Source organism: Rhodosalinus sp., assembly GCF_041685465.1.
Taxonomy (GTDB): domain Bacteria; phylum Pseudomonadota; class Alphaproteobacteria; order Rhodobacterales; family Rhodobacteraceae; genus Rhodosalinus.
The window spans coordinates 1-18746 of sequence record NZ_JAWLFS010000030.1 but is presented as its reverse complement, the minus strand read 5'-3'; the positions used below and the strand labels follow the sequence as shown (position 1 = coordinate 18746).

At 72.1% G+C, this 18746-nt stretch carries 16 protein-coding genes and 1 tRNA gene; 11 read left to right on the top strand and 6 right to left on the bottom strand.

Annotation, left to right across the window (positions count from 1 at the left end; translation table 11 throughout):
* Position 1: 1 nt before the first annotated feature.
* Positions 2-91: transfer RNA gene (locus tag ACESL7_RS03555), tRNA-Ser, on the bottom strand.
* A gap of 164 nt (positions 92-255) precedes the next feature.
* On the opposite strand from ACESL7_RS03555, the gene ACESL7_RS03550 reads away from it, so the two are divergent.
* The 11 genes from ACESL7_RS03550 (at position 256) to ACESL7_RS03500 (ending at position 11105) form a co-directional block, all read left to right on the top strand.
* Positions 256-1188 carry an SPOR domain-containing protein gene (locus ACESL7_RS03550; RefSeq protein WP_372891519.1) on the top strand — a complete coding sequence of 311 codons (933 nt, stop codon included), beginning with the start codon at positions 256-258 and terminating at the stop codon, positions 1186-1188.
* A 120-nt stretch (positions 1189-1308) separates the two neighbouring features.
* A complete protein-coding gene (locus ACESL7_RS03545) occupies positions 1309-2496 on the top strand; it encodes a D-alanyl-D-alanine carboxypeptidase family protein (RefSeq protein WP_372891517.1) in 1188 nt (395 codons plus the stop codon).
* The gene (gene tmk, locus ACESL7_RS03540) at positions 2493-3128 is read left to right on the top strand and encodes a dTMP kinase (protein WP_372891515.1); all 636 of its coding nucleotides are present in this window, start codon (positions 2493-2495) and stop codon (positions 3126-3128) included. Before ACESL7_RS03545 ends, tmk begins: the two co-directional genes overlap by 4 nt.
* A complete protein-coding gene (locus ACESL7_RS03535) occupies positions 3125-4249 on the top strand; it encodes a DNA polymerase III subunit delta' (RefSeq protein ID WP_372891513.1) in 1125 nt (374 codons plus the stop codon). The genes tmk and ACESL7_RS03535 overlap by 4 nt, the downstream gene beginning before the upstream one ends.
* A gap of 35 nt (positions 4250-4284) precedes the next feature.
* On the top strand, positions 4285-5070 hold the full coding sequence (locus ACESL7_RS03530; protein ID WP_372891511.1) for a TatD family hydrolase: 786 nt from the start codon (positions 4285-4287) through the stop codon (positions 5068-5070).
* Positions 5067-5867 carry an MBL fold metallo-hydrolase gene (locus tag ACESL7_RS03525; protein WP_372891509.1) on the top strand — a complete coding sequence of 267 codons (801 nt, stop codon included), beginning with the start codon at positions 5067-5069 and terminating at the stop codon, positions 5865-5867. Before ACESL7_RS03530 ends, ACESL7_RS03525 begins: the two co-directional genes overlap by 4 nt.
* A 16-nt stretch (positions 5868-5883) precedes the next feature.
* A complete protein-coding gene (locus tag ACESL7_RS03520) occupies positions 5884-6810 on the top strand; it encodes an AEC family transporter (RefSeq protein WP_372891507.1) in 927 nt (308 codons plus the stop codon).
* 97 nt (positions 6811-6907) lie between these two features.
* Positions 6908-7438: a universal stress protein gene (locus ACESL7_RS03515; protein WP_372891505.1), complete on the top strand. Its 531-nt coding sequence runs from the start codon at positions 6908-6910 to the stop codon at positions 7436-7438.
* A 93-nt stretch (positions 7439-7531) separates the two neighbouring features.
* A complete protein-coding gene (gene phbB / locus ACESL7_RS03510) occupies positions 7532-8263 on the top strand; it encodes an acetoacetyl-CoA reductase (RefSeq protein WP_372891503.1) in 732 nt (243 codons plus the stop codon).
* Positions 8264-8289: 26 nt separating this feature from the next.
* Positions 8290-10272 (top strand): alpha/beta fold hydrolase, encoded by a 1983-nt coding sequence (locus ACESL7_RS03505; protein ID WP_372891501.1) that lies wholly within the window; start codon positions 8290-8292, stop codon positions 10270-10272.
* A 101-nt stretch (positions 10273-10373) separates the two neighbouring features.
* Entirely contained in the window at positions 10374-11105 is a 732-nt protein-coding gene (locus ACESL7_RS03500; protein WP_372891499.1) for a Crp/Fnr family transcriptional regulator, read from the top strand.
* A 255-nt stretch (positions 11106-11360) separates the two neighbouring features.
* Here ACESL7_RS03500 and ACESL7_RS03495 read toward each other — a convergent pair whose 3' ends face one another.
* The 5 genes from ACESL7_RS03495 to ACESL7_RS03475 all read right to left on the bottom strand — a co-directional run.
* Positions 11361-14147 carry a cation-translocating P-type ATPase gene (locus ACESL7_RS03495; protein WP_372891497.1) on the bottom strand — a complete coding sequence of 929 codons (2787 nt, stop codon included), beginning with the start codon at positions 14145-14147 and terminating at the stop codon, positions 11361-11363.
* Between the two features lie 383 nt (positions 14148-14530).
* Positions 14531-16159, bottom strand: a complete 1629-nt coding sequence (locus ACESL7_RS03490; RefSeq protein ID WP_372891495.1) for a flotillin family protein — start codon at positions 16157-16159, stop codon at positions 14531-14533.
* Positions 16160-16172: 13 nt separating this feature from the next.
* A complete protein-coding gene (locus tag ACESL7_RS03485; RefSeq protein ID WP_372891493.1) occupies positions 16173-16616 on the bottom strand; it encodes an SRPBCC family protein in 444 nt (147 codons plus the stop codon).
* Positions 16616-17458 carry a phosphoenolpyruvate hydrolase family protein gene (locus ACESL7_RS03480; protein ID WP_372891491.1) on the bottom strand — a complete coding sequence of 281 codons (843 nt, stop codon included), beginning with the start codon at positions 17456-17458 and terminating at the stop codon, positions 16616-16618. Before ACESL7_RS03480 ends, ACESL7_RS03485 begins: the two co-directional genes overlap by 1 nt.
* Positions 17455-18746 (bottom strand): Tm-1-like ATP-binding domain-containing protein (locus ACESL7_RS03475; protein WP_372891489.1); only part of this gene is annotated, 1292 nt, incomplete at its 5' end. The genes ACESL7_RS03480 and ACESL7_RS03475, both read right to left, overlap by 4 nt.

Here is an 18746-nt window from a genome sequence, read left to right as displayed (position 1 = left end):
GTGGCGGAGGAGGTGGGATTCGAACCCACGGTACGCTTTCACGCACGCCGGTTTTCAAGACCGGTGCATTCGACCGCTCTGCCACTCCTCCGCGGGGGTCGGATAGGGGCTGCGCGGCGATTCGGGAAGGGTGGCCATGCGGGCTTTCCTCGGAGCCGTGGAGCAGATAATCTCCTGACCCGGGGCGCGGGGCATCGCGCGGGCAATCCGGGACCGGGCGCACCCCGGCCGACGGGCAGGCAAGGGACGACATTCATGGAGCAAGGCGGAACAGGCCGCATCATGCGGGCCGCGCTCGTGGCGGCGGCCGGGCTGGCGCTCGGCGGCTGCGACGAGGCCCGGATGCCGGGATTTCTCGCGGGCAGTGACGGGGACGCGGCCGAGGCGGGGCAGGGGGAGGACCGGTCGGTGCGCCTTGTCGAGCGGGATCTCGAGGCGCCGGAGGTGTTTCAGGTCACGGCCTCGGGTCTCTGGGACGGGCGGCCCTCGCTCGGGGGCGTCTGGGTCGCGCATCCGGAGGTGGACGATCCGGAACGGGTGATCATCCGCGATACCGATTCCGACAATTTCGTGATCGGCGCGCTGTTCCGCCGCGAACGCGAGGTGCCGGGGCCGCCCTTGCAGGTCTCGTCGGACGCGGCCGAGGCGCTCGGCCTGCTCGCCGGGCAGCCGCGGGAACTCGAGGTTACCGCGCTTCGGCGCCAGGAGGTCAGCGAGACGCCCGAAGACGAAGCGCCGGAGGACGGCGAGGCCGAGACGGAGGCCGGGCTGACCGCGGCCGCCGAAGTCAGCGAGGCGCCGCTCGACCCGGTCGCCGCGGCGGAGGATGCGCTGTCGGCGGAGGAGGCCGACACGACGGCCGAGGCGAGCGGCGAGGCGAGCGGCGAGGAGGCCGGGGAGAGCGGCGAACGCGCGGCCGACGCCGACGCGTCCGCGGGACCGGCGTCGTCGGGGCCGGAGCGGGCCTATGTCCAGATCGGCATCTTCAGCGTGGAGGAAAACGCGCGCAACACGGCGACCGCGATGCGCCAGGCCGGGATGGTGCCCACCGTCAAGGAGCAGGAGACGCAGGGCAAGAGCTTCTGGCGCGTGCTCGTCGGACCGGCGCCGAACCGCGACGACCTCGAGGCGCTTCTTGACTCGGCGCAGGAACAGGGATTTGCCGATGCCTACGCGGTGCGCGACTGACGCCGGCCCGCAACAACGCGCAGGCCTGCCGTCGCGCGGGATGTCTGCCGCACCCGCGCCGACGTGGCCCCCCGCCGCGCGCGGCGGGTATCCGCACCATCGAGAGAGGGGCTTTCGGGGATGACTGCTGACGCCTTCATCATGCGGTTGCGCACCACCGCCGCGGCGGTGGTCGTCGTGGCGGCCATGCTCACGGCCGCCGCCGCGCAGGCCTTCGACACGCAGGCCGGGTCGGCCTACGTCCTCGATTACAACACCGGCACCGTGCTGCTGGAAAAGAACGCGGACGCGCCGCTGCCGCCGGCCTCGATGTCGAAGCTGATGACGCTCTACATGCTCTTCGAGGCGCTGCGCGACGTCGACTCGCTCACGCTCGAGACGCGCTTCACGGTGTCCGATCGCGCCACCGAGATGGGGGGCTCGTCGATGTTCCTGCAGACGAGCGACCGCCCCACGATCGAGGAGCTCATCCGCGGCATCGTCGTGCAATCGGGCAACGACGCGACGGTGGTCGTGGCCGAGGGCCTCGCCGGGAGCGAGGAGGCCTTCGCGCAACTCATGAACGACCGCGCCGCGATGCTCGGCATGAGCGACTCGCATTTCGAGAACGCCAGCGGCTGGCCGCATCCCGATCACGTGATGAGCATGCGCGACCTCGGCACGCTGGCGGCACGGATCATCCGCGACTTTCCCGAGGGCTACGCGTATTTCGAGGAAGAGAAGTTCGAATACGACGGCCGCGTGCCCTCCAACCACTTCAACCGCAACCCGCTTCTCGGTCTCGACATCGGGGCGGACGGCCTGAAGACCGGCCACACGGAGGAGGCGGGCTACGGCCTCGTCGGGTCGGCGGTGCAGGGGGGGCGCCGGGTCATCTTCGTGATCAACGGCCTGCCGACCCGCGAGGCGCGCGCCGCCGAGGGGCAGCGCATCCTGAACTGGGCCTTCCGCCAGTTCGTCGAAAAGGAGGTCGTCGCCGAAGGCCGCGAGATCACCGAGGCGCCGGTCTGGATGGGCGCGGATGCGACAGTGGGCCTCGTCGCCGCCGAGAGCCGCAGGATGCTCCTGCCGGTCCTCGCGCAGGAACAGGTGCCCGGCGAGGTGGTCTACGATGCGCCCGTCAGCGCGCCGGTTTCCGAGGGCGATGTGCTTGGCGAGCTGATCCTGCGGCCCGAGGGGCTGCCGGAGGCGCGCGTGCCGCTGGTGGCGGATCGCGACGTGCCCGAGGGCGGCTTCGGCCAGCGCGTGCGCACGGTCGGAACGCTGCTTCTGGAGCGTCTGGGCGAAAGCGCCGGGGACGCGCTTTGAGCGGCACGGGCCGGTTCATCAGCTTCGAGGGCATCGACGGGTCGGGCAAGACCACGCAGGCGCGGCTGCTGGCCGAGCGGCTCGACGCCGCGGGCCGGGACGTGGTGCTCACGCGGGAGCCCGGCGGATCGCCCGGCGCGGAGGAGATCCGGGAGCTTCTGCTGACCGGCGCGCCGGAGCGCTGGTCGGCGGAGACCGAGATCCTGCTTTTCACCGCGGCGCGGCGCGACCACCTGGAGCGGCGCATCGCGCCTGCGCTCGTGGCAGGCAGGACGGTGATCTGCGACCGCTTCGCCGACAGCACCCGCGTCTATCAGGGGGCGACGCGGGGGGATCTGCGCGCGACGGTGGACGCGCTGCACAGGCTGATGATCGGACGCGAGCCGGATCTGACGATCCTCATCGACATCGACCCCGAGATCGGCTGGCGCCGGGCGAAGGCGCGCGCGGACGCCGAGGCGCGGTTCGAGGATTTCGGCGCGGAGATGCAGGCGCGGCTGCGCGCGGGCTTCCTCGCGCTCGCCGAGGCGGCGCCGGAACGGTTTCGCGTGATCGACGGGCGGGGCACCGAGACGGAGGTCGCCGCCGCCGTCGCGCGCGCGGTCGAGACCTGGGAGGCGGCGGCGCCGTGAGCGCCGAGCGCGCGGAGTTGCCCGAGCCGGACAGGCTGCCGGGCGCGCCGCACCCGCGGCATACGCCGCGCCTCTACGGGCAGGCGGCGGCGGAGCGCGCCTTCCTCGAGGCCCATGCCGCGGGCCGGCTGCACCACGGCTGGCTTCTGACGGGGCCGCGCGGCGTCGGAAAGGCGACGCTCGCCTGGCGGATCGCGCGGTTCCTGCTGGCGCGGGGGGAGGGCGAGGGCGGCGGGCTCTTCGGCGCGCCGGAGGTGCCGTCGAGCCTCGACATCGACCCGGAGGACCCGGTCGCACGCCGCGTCGCCGCGCTGTCGGAGCCGGGGCTTTTCCTGCTGCGGCGCGGGGCGAACGCGGCCGGCACCGGGCTTTCGGATGCGATCCGGGTCGAGGAGGTGCGCAGGCTCAAGAGTTTCTTTTCCCTCTCGAGCGCCGAGGGCGGCGCGCGCGTGGTGATCATCGACGCCGCCGACGAGATGAACGTGAGCGCGGCCAACGCGGTGCTGAAGCTTCTCGAGGAGCCGCCGGAGCGCGCGACGCTGCTCCTCGTCAGCCATCAGCCGGCGCGGCTTCTGCCCACGATCCGCTCGCGGTGCCGGACGCTCGCGCTTTCGCCGCTGGGGGCGGACGACCTCGACGCCGCGCTCGCGCAGGCGGGCGTGGAGCCCGAGGGCGGCGCGGGCACGCTCGCCGCGCTCTCGGGCGGCTCGGCGGGCGCGGCGGTCACCCTCGCGCAGGAGGGCGGCGCGGCGCTCTACGCCGAGCTCATGGGCGTGCTCGCCTCGCTGCCGCGGCTCGATCGGCCCGCGGCGCTCGCGCTCTCGGAGCGTGCGGCGGGGCAGGGGGCGGAGGCGCGGCGCGATCTTCTGTTCGAGCTGATCGACCATGCCCTCGCCCGTCTCGCGCTCACCGGGGCGCGCGGCCGTCCGCCCGAGCCCGAGGCCGCGCCGGGCGAGGCGGAGACGCTGCGGCGCCTGTCGCCCGACCCGGCCGCCGCGCGCGGCTGGGCCGAGCTCGCGCCGCGCGTGGGCGCGCGGCTGCGCCACGGCCGGGCGGTCAATCTTGACCCTGCCTCGCTCATCCTAGATACCCTCCACAGCATCGCCAGACACGCCGGCTGAGGCCGCGTTCCCGCACCATGACCGCCGGACAGGACATGCCGCCGCGCATCACGGACAGCCATTGCCATCTCGATTTCCCCGGCCTCGTCGAAGAGGCGGGCGAGGTCGTCGCGCGCGCCAGGGCCGCGGGCGTGCACCGGATGGTCACAATCTGCACGAAGCTGCGCAATCGCGACGCCGTGCGCGCCCTCGCCGCGGCGCACGAGGGCGTCTTCTACGCCGCCGGCACGCACCCGATGAGCGCGGCGGAGGAGCCGATGGCGACGGTCGAGGAGCTCGTGGCGCTGGCCGACGACCCGCTCTGCGTCGGCATCGGGGAAAGCGGGCTCGACTACCATTACACCGCCGAGAGCGCGGAGCGTCAGCAGGAGAGCCTGCGCCGCCACATCGAGGCCGCGCAGGAGACGGGCCTGCCGCTCATCATCCACGCCCGCGACGCGGACGAGGACATGGCCCGCCTCCTCGCCGAGGGGCACGCGCGCAAGCCCTACGCTTGCGTGATGCACTGCTTTTCCTCCGGCGCGGGGCTGGCGCGGGCGGCGCTGGACCTGGGCTTCTACCTGTCGATGTCGGGCATCGCGGCCTTCCCGAAATCGACCGAGCTGCGCGAGATCTTCGCCGCCGCGCCGCTCGACCGCGTCCTCGTGGAGACCGACAGCCCCTATCTCGCGCCGCCGCCCTATCGCGGCAAGCGCAACGAGCCGTCTTACGTCGTTCACACTGCCGCCGCGGGGGCCGAGGTCTTCGGCCTTTCCTACGCCGAGTTCGCCGCGGCGACGGAGGCCAACTTCGAGCGGCTCTTCGAAAGGGCGGCGTCGTGAGCGGGGAACTCAGGTTCACGATCCTCGGCTGCGGCTCCTCGGGCGGCGTGCCGCGCCTCGGCGGGCACTGGGGCGATTGCGACCCGACCGAGCCGCGCAACTCTCGCCGCCGCTGCTCCATGCTGATCGAGCGCGAGACGGCGGAAGGCACGACGCGCGTGCTGATCGACACCTCGCCCGACCTGCGCCAGCAGCTTCTCGACGCGGGCGTTGGCGCGCTCGACGGGGTGGTCTACACGCACAGCCACGCCGATCACGTGCACGGCCTCGACGATCTGCGCATGATCGTCTTCAACATGCGCCGGCGGCTGCCGGTCTGGGCCGACGGCGACACGCAGAACGACCTCTACTCGCGCTTCGGCTACGCCTTCATGCAGCCCGAGGACAGCCCCTATCCGCCGATCCTCGACATGCACACCATCCACGAGGAGGTGCGAATCGAGGGGCAGGGGGGCGCGGTGGCGCTGACGCCCTTCAAGGTGAGCCACGGCGCGATCGACGCGCTCGGCTTCCGCGTCGGCCCGCTCGCCTATCTGCCCGACGTGGCCGAGATCTACGACGACGCCTGGCCGGCGCTCGAAGGGCTCGACTGCTGGGTGCTCGACGCGCTGCGGCGCACGCCGCACCCGACGCATGCGCATCTCGACAAGGCGCTGGAATGGATTGCGCGCGTCGCGCCTGCGCGCGCGGTGCTCACCAACATGCACATCGACATGGATTATGCCGCGGTGGCGCGCGACACGCCCGATCACGTCACCCCCGCCCATGACGGGATGGTGATCCGCTACCCGCTGTGACGCCGGGATCGCGCCCGTGCAGGCGCTGATCGAGGTCATCCTGCCCGTCTTCCTGGTGGCGGGCTTCGGCTACGTCGCGGTCTGGCGCGGGTTGTTTTCCGACGCGGCGGTGGACGGGCTCATGCGCTTCACGCAGAGCTTCGCGATCCCCTGCCTGCTCTTCCGCGCGATCTCGACCCTCGATCTGGGGCAGGAGGCGGAGGCGCCGCTTCTCCTGTCCTTCTACGCCGGCGCGCTCTCGGGCTTCGCCGCGGGGCTTCTGGGCGCGCGGTATCTCTTCCGCCGGGGCTGGGAGGACGCGGTGGCGGTGGGCTTCACGGGGCTCTTCTCCAACACGCTGCTCCTCGGCCTGCCGATCACCGAGCGCGCCTACGGCACGGACGCGCTCGGGGGCAACTACGCGATCATCGCGCTGCACGCACCGGTCTGTTACGGTCTCGGCATCACGGCGATGGAAGTGGCGCGGGCGGGCCTGCGCCCCGGCGCGCTCGCCCGGCAGATCGGCGCCGCGCTCGGGCGCAATCCGCTGGTCATCGCGATCGTGCTGGGGCTCGGCGTGAACCTCGCCGGGCTCACGGTGCCGGTGCCGCTCGGCGACGCGCTGGACCTGATGGCGCGCGCCGCGCTGCCCGCGGCGCTCTTCGGGCTCGGCGGCGTGCTCTGCCGTTACCGGCCCGAGGGCGACATGCGGCTTATCGGCTACGTGGTCGCGGTCGCGCTCGTGCTGCACCCGTCGGTCACATGGACGCTCGGGCGGGCGCTCGCGCTGGACACGGCGGCGCTGCGTTCGGCGGTGCTGACGGCGGCGATGGCGCCCGGGGTCAACGCCTACATCTTCGCCACGCTCTACGGTCGCGCGCGGCGGGTCGCCGCCTCCTCGGTGCTGATCGCCACGGCGCTCTCGGTGCTCACGGTCTGGGTCTGGCTGCAGATCCTGCCCTGAGCGGCGGCGGGAAACCGCGCCCCGGATTGACGCGGGTCATGGTCCGCGGCCGCCCTGCGCGCGACAGGGTCCGCGACCCCGCGGACAGGAGGCGCCCATGGCAGAGACCCGCATCCTCGTGGCGACGGACGGCTCGGAGCACGGCACCCGTGCTGTCGACCTGGCGGCCGAGCTCTCGGCCGGGCTCGGCGAGGGGCTCACGATCCTGCACGTCCTGATGCACGGCCGGCCGGCGGCGGAGCTCGAGCGGATGGCGGAGATCGAGCATCTCGTTGAGGAGGCCGCGCCGCGCGCCGAGATCCCGCGCACCGACATCCCCGGCAGTTTCGGCCGGGTGCTCGGCGGGCCGGGCCCCGACGACCGCGCCGCGCGGCTGATCGCGGCGGTGGGCGACGCGATCGTGGCGCGTGCCGCGACACGGGCCGAGGGGGCGGCGGCGCAGGACATCCGCACCCGCGTCGTTCAGGGCGACCATGCCGATGCGATCGTGGACGCCGCCGCAGACGAGGGCGCACGCATGATCGTCGTGGGCCGCCGCGGGCTCGGCAGGTTTCGCGGCGCGGTGCTCGGCAGCGTGTCGCAGAAGCTGCTCCACCAGGCGCCCTGCACGGTGGTCGCGGTGACGTGAGCGCCGCCCTGTCCGAGGGCCGGCTTAACGCCAGTCAATGTCGCCGACGCCGCAGCGCGGCATGGTGCGGGCAGCGAAACGAAGGAGTGTGTCATGTCGGAGAGCGGACGAATCGCCCTCGTCACCGGGGGCGTGCAGGGGCTCGGCGCGGCCGCTGCGCGCGCATTGCAGGATGCCGGCTACACGGTGGCCGCAACGCATTACCGCGACGGCGCGGCCGCCGAACGCTTCACCGAGGAAACCGGGATCCCGACGCACGAGTGGGACGTTGCGGACTACGACGCCTGCACGGCGGGCGTGGAGGGGATCGAGACGGCGCTCGGCCCCGTCGATGTGCTCGTGAACAACGCGGGCGTGAACCGGGACATGATGTTCCACAAGATGACGCGCGAGGCCTGGGATCAGGTAATGTCCGTCGATCTCGGCTCGATGTTCAACATGTGCCAGCAGGTGATCGGCGGCATGCGCGAACGCGGCTACGGACGCATCGTCAACATCTCGTCGGTCAACGCCGCACGCGGGCAGGCGGGGCAGACGAACTACTGCGCCGCCAAGGCCGGGATCGAGGGCTTCACCCGCGCGCTCGCCCGCGAGACGGCGCGCAAGGGCATCACGGTCAACGCCATCGCGCCGGGCTACGCCGATACCCCGATGGTCGAAAGCGTGCCGGACAAGATCATGGACCGTATCGTGGACCAGGTCCCCAAGCACCGTCTCGCCGAACCCGACGAGATCGGCCGCGCGGTCCTCTTCCTCGCGGCGGAGGAGGCGGACTTCGTCACCGGAACGACGCTGAACGTGAGCGGCGGCTTCCGCATGGGCTGAGGCCGCCCGACCGAGAAGGAGGCACCATGGCTGAGGGCGACACCCCCACCCGCCGCCGGAAGGCGGCCGAGGCCGGGCACGGCGGGGCGAAACGCGCCAAGACGCAGACCAGCAAGGCCCGGACGCGGGCCGCGCCGGCGCAGAAACAGGCGGAGCACGCGGCGGCGGCCGGGTCCACCGGGTCGGCCGGGACCGACCGCACGCCCGCAGGCTCCGAGGCCGAACGCGAGGAGCGCTACGGTCTCACGGCCGAGCCGCCCGAGTTCTGCGAGGGCGAGACCGCCGAAGCGGCGGAGGAACCGCATCCGGGCCTTGCCCTCGACCGGGTCGGGAAGGCCGCGCTGGCGCAGATGACCAACGGCGTGACGCCCTATGGCGTCTCGTCGAAGGTCCTGACGTGGTGGATCCACGCCGCAGGCTCGCCCGGCAAGCAGGTCGAGCTTGCCGAGCGCGCGGCGCGCGCCTGGTCGCGGTTCTTCGGCTTCGCCGCGCATGCGGCGCGGGGCGAGGCGGCCGATCCCTGCATCGAGCCGATGGAACACGACCATCGCTTCGACGATCCGTCCTGGAACACCTGGCCCTACAACGTGATGCAGCAGGGCTTCCTGCTCACGCAGGACTGGTGGTACCGGGCGACGAACGACGTGGACGGCCTCGACCGGCACGACGAACAGGTCGTTTCATTCCTCACGCGGCAGATGCTCGACACGGTCTCTCCGACCAATTTCCTCTGGACGAATCCCAGGGTCTCGGCGCGCACCCGCGAAGAGGGCGGGCGCAACCTGATGCGCGGCGCGCAGCACTTCGCCGAGGACCTTGAGCGCCTGCGCGACGGCCGCCCGCCCGTCGGCGCGGAGGACTTCGTGCCCGGCCGCGACGTGGCCACGACCGAGGGCCGCGTGGTGCACCGCACGCACCTCATGGAGCTCATCCAGTACACGCCGAAAACCGAGACGGTCGCCGCCGAACCGCTCCTGGTCGTGCCGGCCTGGATCATGAAATACTACATCCTCGACCTGTCGCCGCACAACTCGCTGATCGGGCATCTGGTCGAGCAGGGCTTCACGGTCTTCGCCATGTCCTGGCGCAACCCCACCGCCGAGGACGCCGATCTCGGGATGGAGGATTATGCCGCCGCGGTCGAGGAAGCGCTGGACGCCGTTCGGGCCATCGTGCCGGAGCGCAAGGTGCACGGCGTGGGCTACTGCCTCGGCGGCACGCTCCTGACGGCCAAGGCCGCGCAGATGGCGCGCGACGGCGACGACCGCCTTGCGAGCCTCACGCTCTTCGCCACGCAGACCGATTTCAGCGAGCCGGGCGAGCTCGGCCTCTTCATCAGCGAGAGCGAGGTCTCCTTCCTGGAGCACCGGATGCGCGAGCGCGGCTATCTCGACCGCCACGAGATGGCCGGGGCGTTCCAGCTCCTGCGCTCGAACGACCTGATCTGGTCGCGCTACATTCAGGAGTATCTTCTCGGCGAGCGGGAGGAGATGTTCGACCTGATGGCGTGGAACGCCGACTCGACGCGCATGCCCTACCGGATGCACAGCGAGTACCTGCGCCGGCTCTTCCTCGAGAACCAGTTGTCCAACGGCAAGTTCGAGCTCCGCGGCGGGCCGGTCGCGGTCAGCAACATCCACGCGCCGATGTTCTGCGTCTCGACCACCCGCGACCACATCGCGCCGTGGCAATCGGTCTACAAGCTGCACCTGCTTTCGGACGCGGACGTGACCTTCGTGCTGACGAGCGGCGGGCACAACGCCGGCATCGTCAGCGAACCGGGCCACGAAGGACGGAAATACCAGATCCGCTGCACGAAGGAGGGTGAGCGCTACCTCTCGCCCGCGACCTGGCGCACGCAGGCGGAGAGCCGTGAGGGGTCGTGGTGGCCGGCGCTGACCGAGTGGCTGCGCAGTCATTCCTCCGGCGAAAGCGCGCCGCCGGAGATGGGCGCGCAGGACTACCAGCCGCAGGAGGACGCCCCCGGCACCTACGTCTTCCAGCGCTGAGCCCTCGGCGGGTGCGCTGCGAAACCCGCGGGGCAATGAAACTTTTTCCCCCGGTCAGGCATTTCCTGTCTGGAATATGTCTTGCGAGGGGCGAGGGTCACATGAACCAGCAGCTGCGCGCCGATGTGGCGGCCGGGGCGATGCCGCCGCCTGCCGAGCCGGGGCAGGCCTGCCGCGGGTTTTTCACCCGGTGCCGCCGGCGCGCCCGCGTCGTCGAGCGCGGCGCCGGCCTGATCGCCGAAGGCGAAGCGGCGCCGGGCGCTGTCTGGGTTCTCAGCGGCTCGGTCGGGCTGCGAAAGACCCTCCTCGACGGCCGCAGCGTGCTCTTCGATCTTCTTTTCCCGGTCGACGTCGTGCATCCCGTGGCCGTCGACCTGTGGTCCTCCGAGTTCGAGGCCGTCGCGAGGGACACGAGCCTTGTCGCGGTGTTCACGCGCGACGAGAGCGCGCGCGCCGAAAACGGCACGGCGGGCGTGGCCGACCTCGTCGAACGGCTCGCCGCTGCGGGGCGGGCACGCCGGTCGGAGCGGATGCTGCGCGCCCTTCAGGGGCGGGGCGAGGAGCGCGTCGCCTTTCTGCTTCTCGAACTCGCCTTGCGCACGGACCGCCGCGCCGTGCGCGACGGTCGGTCCTGCCACCTGCGGCTGTCGCAACGGGCGATGGGCGAAATGCTCGGCCTTTCGGCGGTGCATGTCTGCCGTGTCATGACCCGCCTTGCCGAGCGCGGCCTCGTGCGGGTGGAGCGCGGCTGCGTGGAGGTCCGGGATATCACCGCACTGGCCGACGTCGCGCAGGCCGACCCGGCCGCGCTCGCCCGTGCGATCCTCGTCTGAGCCAGCCCCCGCGCGTCCGAGCGCAACGGGCGGCACGGGGCATGATCTCCGCCCGTGCGGTCGCCGGGCCGTCGCCGATGCCCGGCGCACGCGGCGCCACACCGAAGCCGGGGCAAGCGCCCCCCGAACCGCCGGACCCCGGCCGACCGGCACGCCCCATCCCGCGACCATGGCCATCGCCTGTGTCCGACATGCCGGACGGCGACAGCATCTCCGACACGCTCCGGACCGCGGCCCGCTTTCGGACGACAGGCCCTAGCTCCGGGCGTCCTGCATGCCGCGCCGGCCCGTGGGGCCGCTGTCCCGCGCCTTCCGCCGCGCCGCTGCGGCGAGGCGGCGGCCGCGCAGGTGCTTGTAGGCCTCCACCACGAGGAACTTGCTCAGCGTGATGGCGAGCAGAAGGCCCCATGTCTGCGGCGTGACCGGCGCGACCTGCAGCACGTCGCGCCAGCCGGGCACGAACATGGAGCCCACGTGCACCCCCTGCGCGACCACCACCGCCCCGATCAGGAGCGGGTTGTGCGACAGCGGGATGCGGAAGGCCGAGCGCGTCTCGGAGCGCACGTTGAAGACATGCACGTTGGAGAACAGGACCATCAGAAGCAGCAGCAGGTTGCGCGCCTCGGCCTCGCCGATGCCTTGCATCTCGGTCAGGTAGTAGAAGGCCCCGAAGGCCACGCCACCCATGTAGAGGCCCGAGACGAGCACCTCCTCGATCATCAGCCGGTCGAAGATCGGCTCGTCCGGCGCGCGCGGCGGGCGGTCGAGGACGCCGGGCTCGCCGCGCTCGAAGGCGAGGGCCACGTCCTGGATGCCGTTGGTGACCAGGTTCAGCCACAGAAGCTGCACCGGCGCCAGCGGCAGGGGCGTGTCGAAGGCCACCGACAGGATGAAGAGCATGAGCTCGGCCGCGCCCGTGCTGACGAGCAGCCAGACGACCTTGCGGATGTTGTCGTAGGCGACGCGGCCTTCCTCGATCCCCGCGACGATGGAGGCGAAATTGTCGTCGGTCAGGATCAGGTCGGAGGCGTTGCGGGCCACGTCCGTGCCGCTTTCGCCCATGGATACGCCGATGTGCGCACTGCGCAGCGCCGGGGCATCGTTCACCCCGTCGCCCGTGACGGTGACGAAATGGCCCGCCTCCTGAAGCGTGTCCACGATCTCGGTCTTCTGTGCCGGCTCGATCCGCGCGAAGACCGGGCTTTCGAGGATGCGGGCACGCCGGCGGGGCGTGTCCCCCGAGAGGTCCGCGATCTCGCGGCCGGTCACGGCATCCGCGTCGTCGCCGGACAGGCCGAGTTCGCGCGCGATGCTCTGCGCGGTCAGCGGGTGATCGCCGGTGACCATGCGCACCTCGACGCCGGCGGCGCGGCAGCGCTCGACCGCTTCGGGCACCGCGTCACGCACCGGGTCGATCAGCCCGACGAGGCCGAGGAAGCGGAGATGGGGGAGCGCCTCCGGGTCGGCCTGCCGCGCGGTTTCGCCGTCCACCTCGCCCACGGCGAGGGCGAGCACGCGGTAGCCCGCCTCGGCGAGCGCGTCCTCGAGCGCCTCCACCTCGGCCGTGTCGACATCCGCGAGGCCTGCGATCACCTCCGCGGCGCCCTTGGCGTGGGCGAGGATGCGTCCGTCCTCCGTCTCGTGAAAGGTGACCGCGAAGCGGCGTTCGGATTCGAAGGGGATCTGCCCGACCTGCGGCCGCGCCTCGAGGAGCGCCTCGCGGGAGAGCCCCAGCTTGCGCGCGAGCACGAGAAAGGCGACGTCCACCGCGTCGCCGGAGACCTCCGGCGCACCCTCGTCGGTCTCCGCGAGTTCCGCCTCGTTGCAGAGCGCGCCCGTGATGACGAGATCGCGCAGCCAGTCCTCGTCGCCGACCTCCTCGCCCTCGCGCGTGATCTCGCCGTCGGTCTCGTAGCCCGCGCCCGACACCTCCAGCGTCGTCCCCGCGGGAGACAGGATGCGCCGCGCGGTCAACCGGTTGCGCGTCAGCGTGCCGGTCTTGTCGCTCGCGATCAGCGTGCAGGCGCCGAGCCCCTCGACCGCCGGCAGCTTGCGCACGATGGCGTTGCGCCGGGCCATGCGCCGCGAGCCGATGGAGAGCGCGACCGTCACCGCCACGGGAAGCCCCGCCGGGATCGCGGAAACCGCGAGCGCCACGGCGAGAAAGAAGATATCCACCGGCGCCGCGCCGCGCAGCGCCTGAATGCCCGCGAGCACCACGATCACGGCGAGGATCGCGATCGCGATGATCCGGGTGAAGCGCTTCATCCGCAGGACGAGGGGCGGCATCTGCTCCTCCTCCTCCGCGAGCGACGCGGAGATCTGTCCGAGTTCGGTCGCCCGTCCCGTGCGCACGACGACGCCGGTCGCGCGTCCGCTCGCCACGGCACTTCCCGCGTGCAGGAGCGTCGTGCGCGCGTCGATCGGCGCATCGGCCTCCGGGGTGTCGCCGGCGCGCTTGGTCACGGGCACCGATTCCCCCGTCAGAAGCGACTCGTCGGCGCGCAGGTCCTGCGTCTCGATCAGGCGCATGTCGGCCGGCACCCGGTCCCCCGAGCCGACCCGGACGAGATCGCCGGGCACGAGCTCCTCGCTGTCGACCTCGCGGGTGCGGCCCTCGCGCACGACGCGCGCGGTGATCCGCATCGCCTGCTCGAGCGCCTGCGCGGCGGTCTCGGCGGTATATTCCTGATAGGTGCCGAGGCTCGCGTTGAAGACGAGCACCGCGAAGATGAACCCCGCGTCCGAAAGGTTGCCGATCGCGATCGAGACGGCACCGGCGATCAGCAGGACGTAGATCAGCGGATCCCGGAACTGCCGCAGGACCGTGCCGAAGAGCGTCTCGCGCCCCCGCTCGGGCAGGCGGTTGGCACCGAAGGCCTCGCGCCGTGTCGCCGCCGTCTCGCGCGAGAGGCCGCGCTCCGCATCGGTGTCGAAGGCCGCGAGCGCGTCGTCGGGCGCGATGCTGTGCCACGGTCGGTCCGTTTCGGGACTCTCCGATCCATTGGCGGGCGCTTCCGACCCCTTGCGCTGCTCGCTCATCCATCGCCTCCCGGGTGCTGCGGCCCACGCCGCACCAAGGTGCCCTGCCATCCGGCCGGGCGGTCCCGATGCGCGCGACAGCCCGATCCGGTCGCTTCCGTTCATGGCGCACAGACCGCGGCCGGCGCGGGGCACCCCGGGTACCACCACGCCGGCCGTCACGATCTGTCGCCGGCTTGCGCGCGAGGGAACGGCACCGACCGGCACGACGCCTCAACGCGCGTCAAGCGGATCGGGTTCGGGGCGAAGCGCGATGATTTCCACCCCGCACGGAGCGGCATGCCGGCTCGGGCCCCGTCGCGCTGGAAGGGTGACCCGACGGAGCCGGTGACGTTTGGTGAGCCCGGGTCTGTCGGCGCGCGCGGGGCGCGCCGGCGCCGGTCTCAGTCGGGGGCCTTTTCGGCCGGCGCCTGTGGACCCGTTTCGCCGCCGCGCGCCTCCGCCAGTTCCTCGTCGAAGCCGCCGAGGCCCACCTCGCGCATCAGACGATCCACGAGGGGGGCCTGCGCGCGGTAGTCGAGCGTGGCCTGAAGCACGTCGCGCGCAAGGCCGCCGGGCGCGGCGGGCGTGCCGGGCTCGACGCCGCGGGTCAGGCCGTCGACCTTGACGACGCGCACGCTGTCCACGGATTTCAGCGGATCGGCGCTCGCCTGGATGATGGCGGGCAACGAGGTCAGCATGTGCCGGCGTACCTCCGCCGCGACATGGGCTTCGTCGAGCGCGTTGCGGGCCTCGTTGCGCAGCCGCTCGCCCTCCGCCTCTGCCTTCGCCGCGGCGAGATGGCCCTGCGCCTCGCTCGACCGCGCGGCGGCCTCGGCCTCGGCCGCGATGCGCCGCGTCTCCGCCGCCGTCTCGGCGAGCGCGTGTTCGGCCTCGGTCGTGATGCGACGGTAGCGGGCGTCGCGCTCGGCCTCGCGCTCGGCGTTGATGAGTTCCACCTGCTTGCCGCGCTCCGCGATCTCGGTCTCGCGCGCGGTCACCGCGCGCTCGCGCGCCGTCTCCATGGCCGAGCGCGCCTCCTCGAGTTCCTCGATCCGGCGCGTGTGTTCGAGTTCGGCGACCACGCGCCCGGTCTCGCCCTTGATCTCGGCCACGCGCATGGCGGCGCTCTTGTCGATGCGCAGGGTCTCGATGGCGCGGTCGAGCGCGACGCGGGCCTCTTCCACCGCGCGCTCCGACTCGAGGCGGGCCTGCTCGCCGCGCAGCCGCTCCGCGGCCTCGGTCGCCGTCGTCTCGGCATCCTGCTGCGCGCGGCGGGCGGCGATGTCGTGGCGCTGCTGGAGGCGGGCGTATTCGCTCTCGCGGTCGAGCTCGAGGCGGCGCTGCTCGGTTTCCAGCGTCTTGCGCTGGATCGATATGGCGGTGTCCTGCTCGATCTCGTTGCGCTTGCGCTTGCGGGTCTCGATCTCTTCGGTGAGCCGGGTCAGGCCCTCGGCGTCGAAGGCGTTGGAGGGATTGAAATGCTCGATCGCGGTCTGGTCCAGCTGCGTGATCGACACGCTCTCGAGCTCGAGCCCGTTCGCCGCGAGGCTCTCGGCGACCAGCTCGCCCACCGCGGAGGCGAAGGCGCGGCGGCCGGCGTGCAGATCCTCCATCGACCGTTCCGCCGCGGCCGAGCGCAGCGCGTCGACGAAACGGCCCTCGATCAGCGATTTCAGTTCCTCCGGCCGGGTCGTGCGGCTGCCGAGCGATTGCGCGGCGCGATGCACCGCCGCGCGCTCGGGCCGGACGCGGACGTAGAATTCGGCCACCACGTCGGCGCGCATCCGGTCTCCCGTGATCAGCGCGTCGCCGTGCTCGCGCCGGATCTCCAGGCGCATGGTGTTCATGCCGACCTCGGTCAGGCTGTGCAGCACGGGAACGACGAGCCCGCCGCCGCCCATGATGACGCGCGCCCCGCCGAAGCCGGTGCGCACCAGCGACACGTCCTGCGTCGCGCGGCGGTAGAAGCGGATGCCCAGCCCGGCGAGCACGGCCGCCGCGACGAGGACAAGGGTGATGACGGTGCTCATTCTCTCCTCCCTCTCAGCCGCTCTGCCCGAAGCGCGCCTTCAGCGCGTCGAAACCGGCCTGAAACACGCCCTGGCCGACGGTCTCGGCCATTTCCGCCTCGCGGCCCGGATCGGTGCGGAACTCGGCCTGCCATTCCGCGAAGGTCCGGTTGCCGTCCGTGACGGGCACGAGGCGCAGGGCCGCGACATAGTCGTGAAGCGGCAGCCCCGCCTCGAGGATACAATAGCTGAACGCGTAGTCGAAATCCGACAGCGAGAGCAGCTGCTCGCGGATATGCGCGCCGTCGGTCAGGTAGAAGTCGCGCACCACGCCCACGCGGTCCTGCGCGTGGCCGCCCTCGATGCGCGAACGCGCGATGAGCGGGTGCCAGTCGGGCATGTCGTTGAAGCCGCGCACGACGGCCCAGACCTCGGCCGCCGGCGCGTCGATCACCGAGGAGACGAAGACCTTGACCATCAGCGCGCTCCCTTCAGCGACAGCCCCGTGAAGGCGCGGGTCTGCTCGGTCAGCGCCAGTTCGGTCGGCAGCCGTTCCATCGACGAGGCGCCGAAGAACCCGTGGCACCCGGTGCAGCGGCCGAGCACGAAGGCCGCGTCCTCGGGCATCGCGATCGGGCCGCCGTGGCAGAGCACGAGGATGTCGTCGCGGACCCGGCGCGCGGCCTCGGCGATGGCGTCGATCCGGATCACGCAATCCTCCAGCGTCATCGCCGTCTCGGCCCCGATGCTGCCCCCGGTGGTCAGCCCCATGTGCGCCACGAGCACGTCCGCGCCCGCCTCGGCCATCGCGGTCGCGTCCTCGGGGGTGAAGACGTAGGGCGTGGTCAGCAGGCCCGCGCGGTGCGCCTCGCCGATGACCTCCACCTCGAGGGCGTATCCCATGCCGGTCTCTTCCAGGTTGGCGCGGAAGGTGCCGTCGATCAGGCCCACGGTCGGGAAGTTCTGCACGCCGGAGAAGCCGACCTCCTTCAGCCGGCGCAGGAAATCGCCGCGCAGCAGGAACGGATCGGTGCCGTTGACGCCGGCGAGGACCGGCGTCTGCCGGACCACCGGCAGCACTTCCTGCGCCATTTCCATGACGATCTCGTTCGCGTTGCCGTAGGCCAGAAGCCCCGCCAGCGAGCCGCGGCCCGCCATCCGGTAGCGCCCGGAATTGTAGATCACGATCAGGTCGATGCCGCCGGCCTCCTCGCATTTGGCCGAGAGGCCGGTGCCGGCGCCGCCCCCGATGATCGGGTCACCCCGTGCCACCTTGGCGCGGAAGCGGGCGAGCAGCGTGTCGCGGTCCGGGATGGTCATGGCGTGTCCTCCGGGCGTGGGGCCTTGGGGGCGATGTCGCGCCACTGCGCGACGATCGCCTCTGCGAAGGCCGGATCGTTGACGTTTTCGGGACGGCGGATCAGGCGACGCTCCTGCGTCTGGTCGAAATTCGCCTCCAGCGCGTCGAAGAGCGCGCGGTCGGCCGCCGGATCGTGGAAGGGCTGGCCCGGCGCGTCGAGCATCGACACGCCGCCCTCGGGGATCAGGAACCGCACCGGACCCTTCGCACGTGACAGTTTCCGACCGATCCAGGCGCCCATTTCGGCGTTCTCCTCCGCCGTGGTGCGCATGAGCGTCACCTGAGGGTTGTGGACGTAGAGGGTGCGGTCGGCGAAGCGCGCGGGCACGGTTTCCCTCGCGCCCCAGTTCACCATGTCGAGCGCGCCGAGCGAGCCGACGTAGGGAATGGCGCGCTCCGCCAGCACGTCGAGGCGGCCGTCGCCCGCGCTCATCACGCCGCCCATGAAGTGGTCGCAGACCTCGGTCAGCGTGATGTCGAGCAGACCCGCGAGCATGCCGGAGGCCGCGAGCTTCTCCATCGCCTGTCCGCCGGTGCCGGTGGCGTGAAAGACGAGGCAGTCGTGCGCGTCCTCGAGCGCGGTCGTCACCGCCTGCACGCAGGGCGTGGTGACGCCGAACATCGAGAGCCCGAGCGCCGGCTTGTGACCCGAACGCGGCGGCCTTGCGGCGCCGATCATCCCGGCGAGCGCGTGGGCGGCGTTGCCGAGCACCGCCTCGGAGATGCGGTTGAGGCCGGAGACATCCGTGACCGAATGCATCATCGTGATGTCCGATGGGCCGACGTAAGGCGCGACATCGCCCGAGGCGACGGTGGAGACCATCACCTTCGGCACGCCCACCGGAAGCGCGCGCATGGCCGGCGTCGCCAGCGCCGTGGCGCCCGAGCCGCCCGCGCCGATCACCCCGCCGAGGTCGCGGCGGTGCGACAGCCACTGCACGAACGCCTCGGCCATGGCGCCGACCGCGCTGCCCCGGTCGCCGGTAAAGACGGCGCGGCGGCCGCCCGGGTGCGCGTCGGCGACCTGTCCGGGCGGCACGTCGGCGAAGCTCGGCCGGCCCGAGGTGGAAAGGTCCACGCCCCGCACCGCGACGCCGGTGCGGGCAAGGCAGTCGATCAGGTAATTCAGTTCTCGCCCCTTGGTGTCGAAGGTGCCCGCCACATAGGCGACGCGCAGCGGATCGCGGCGGAAGGGCGCGTCGCGCGGCGCGGCGGGGGGCGTGTGCCGCTCGGGCGGCGGCGCGGGCG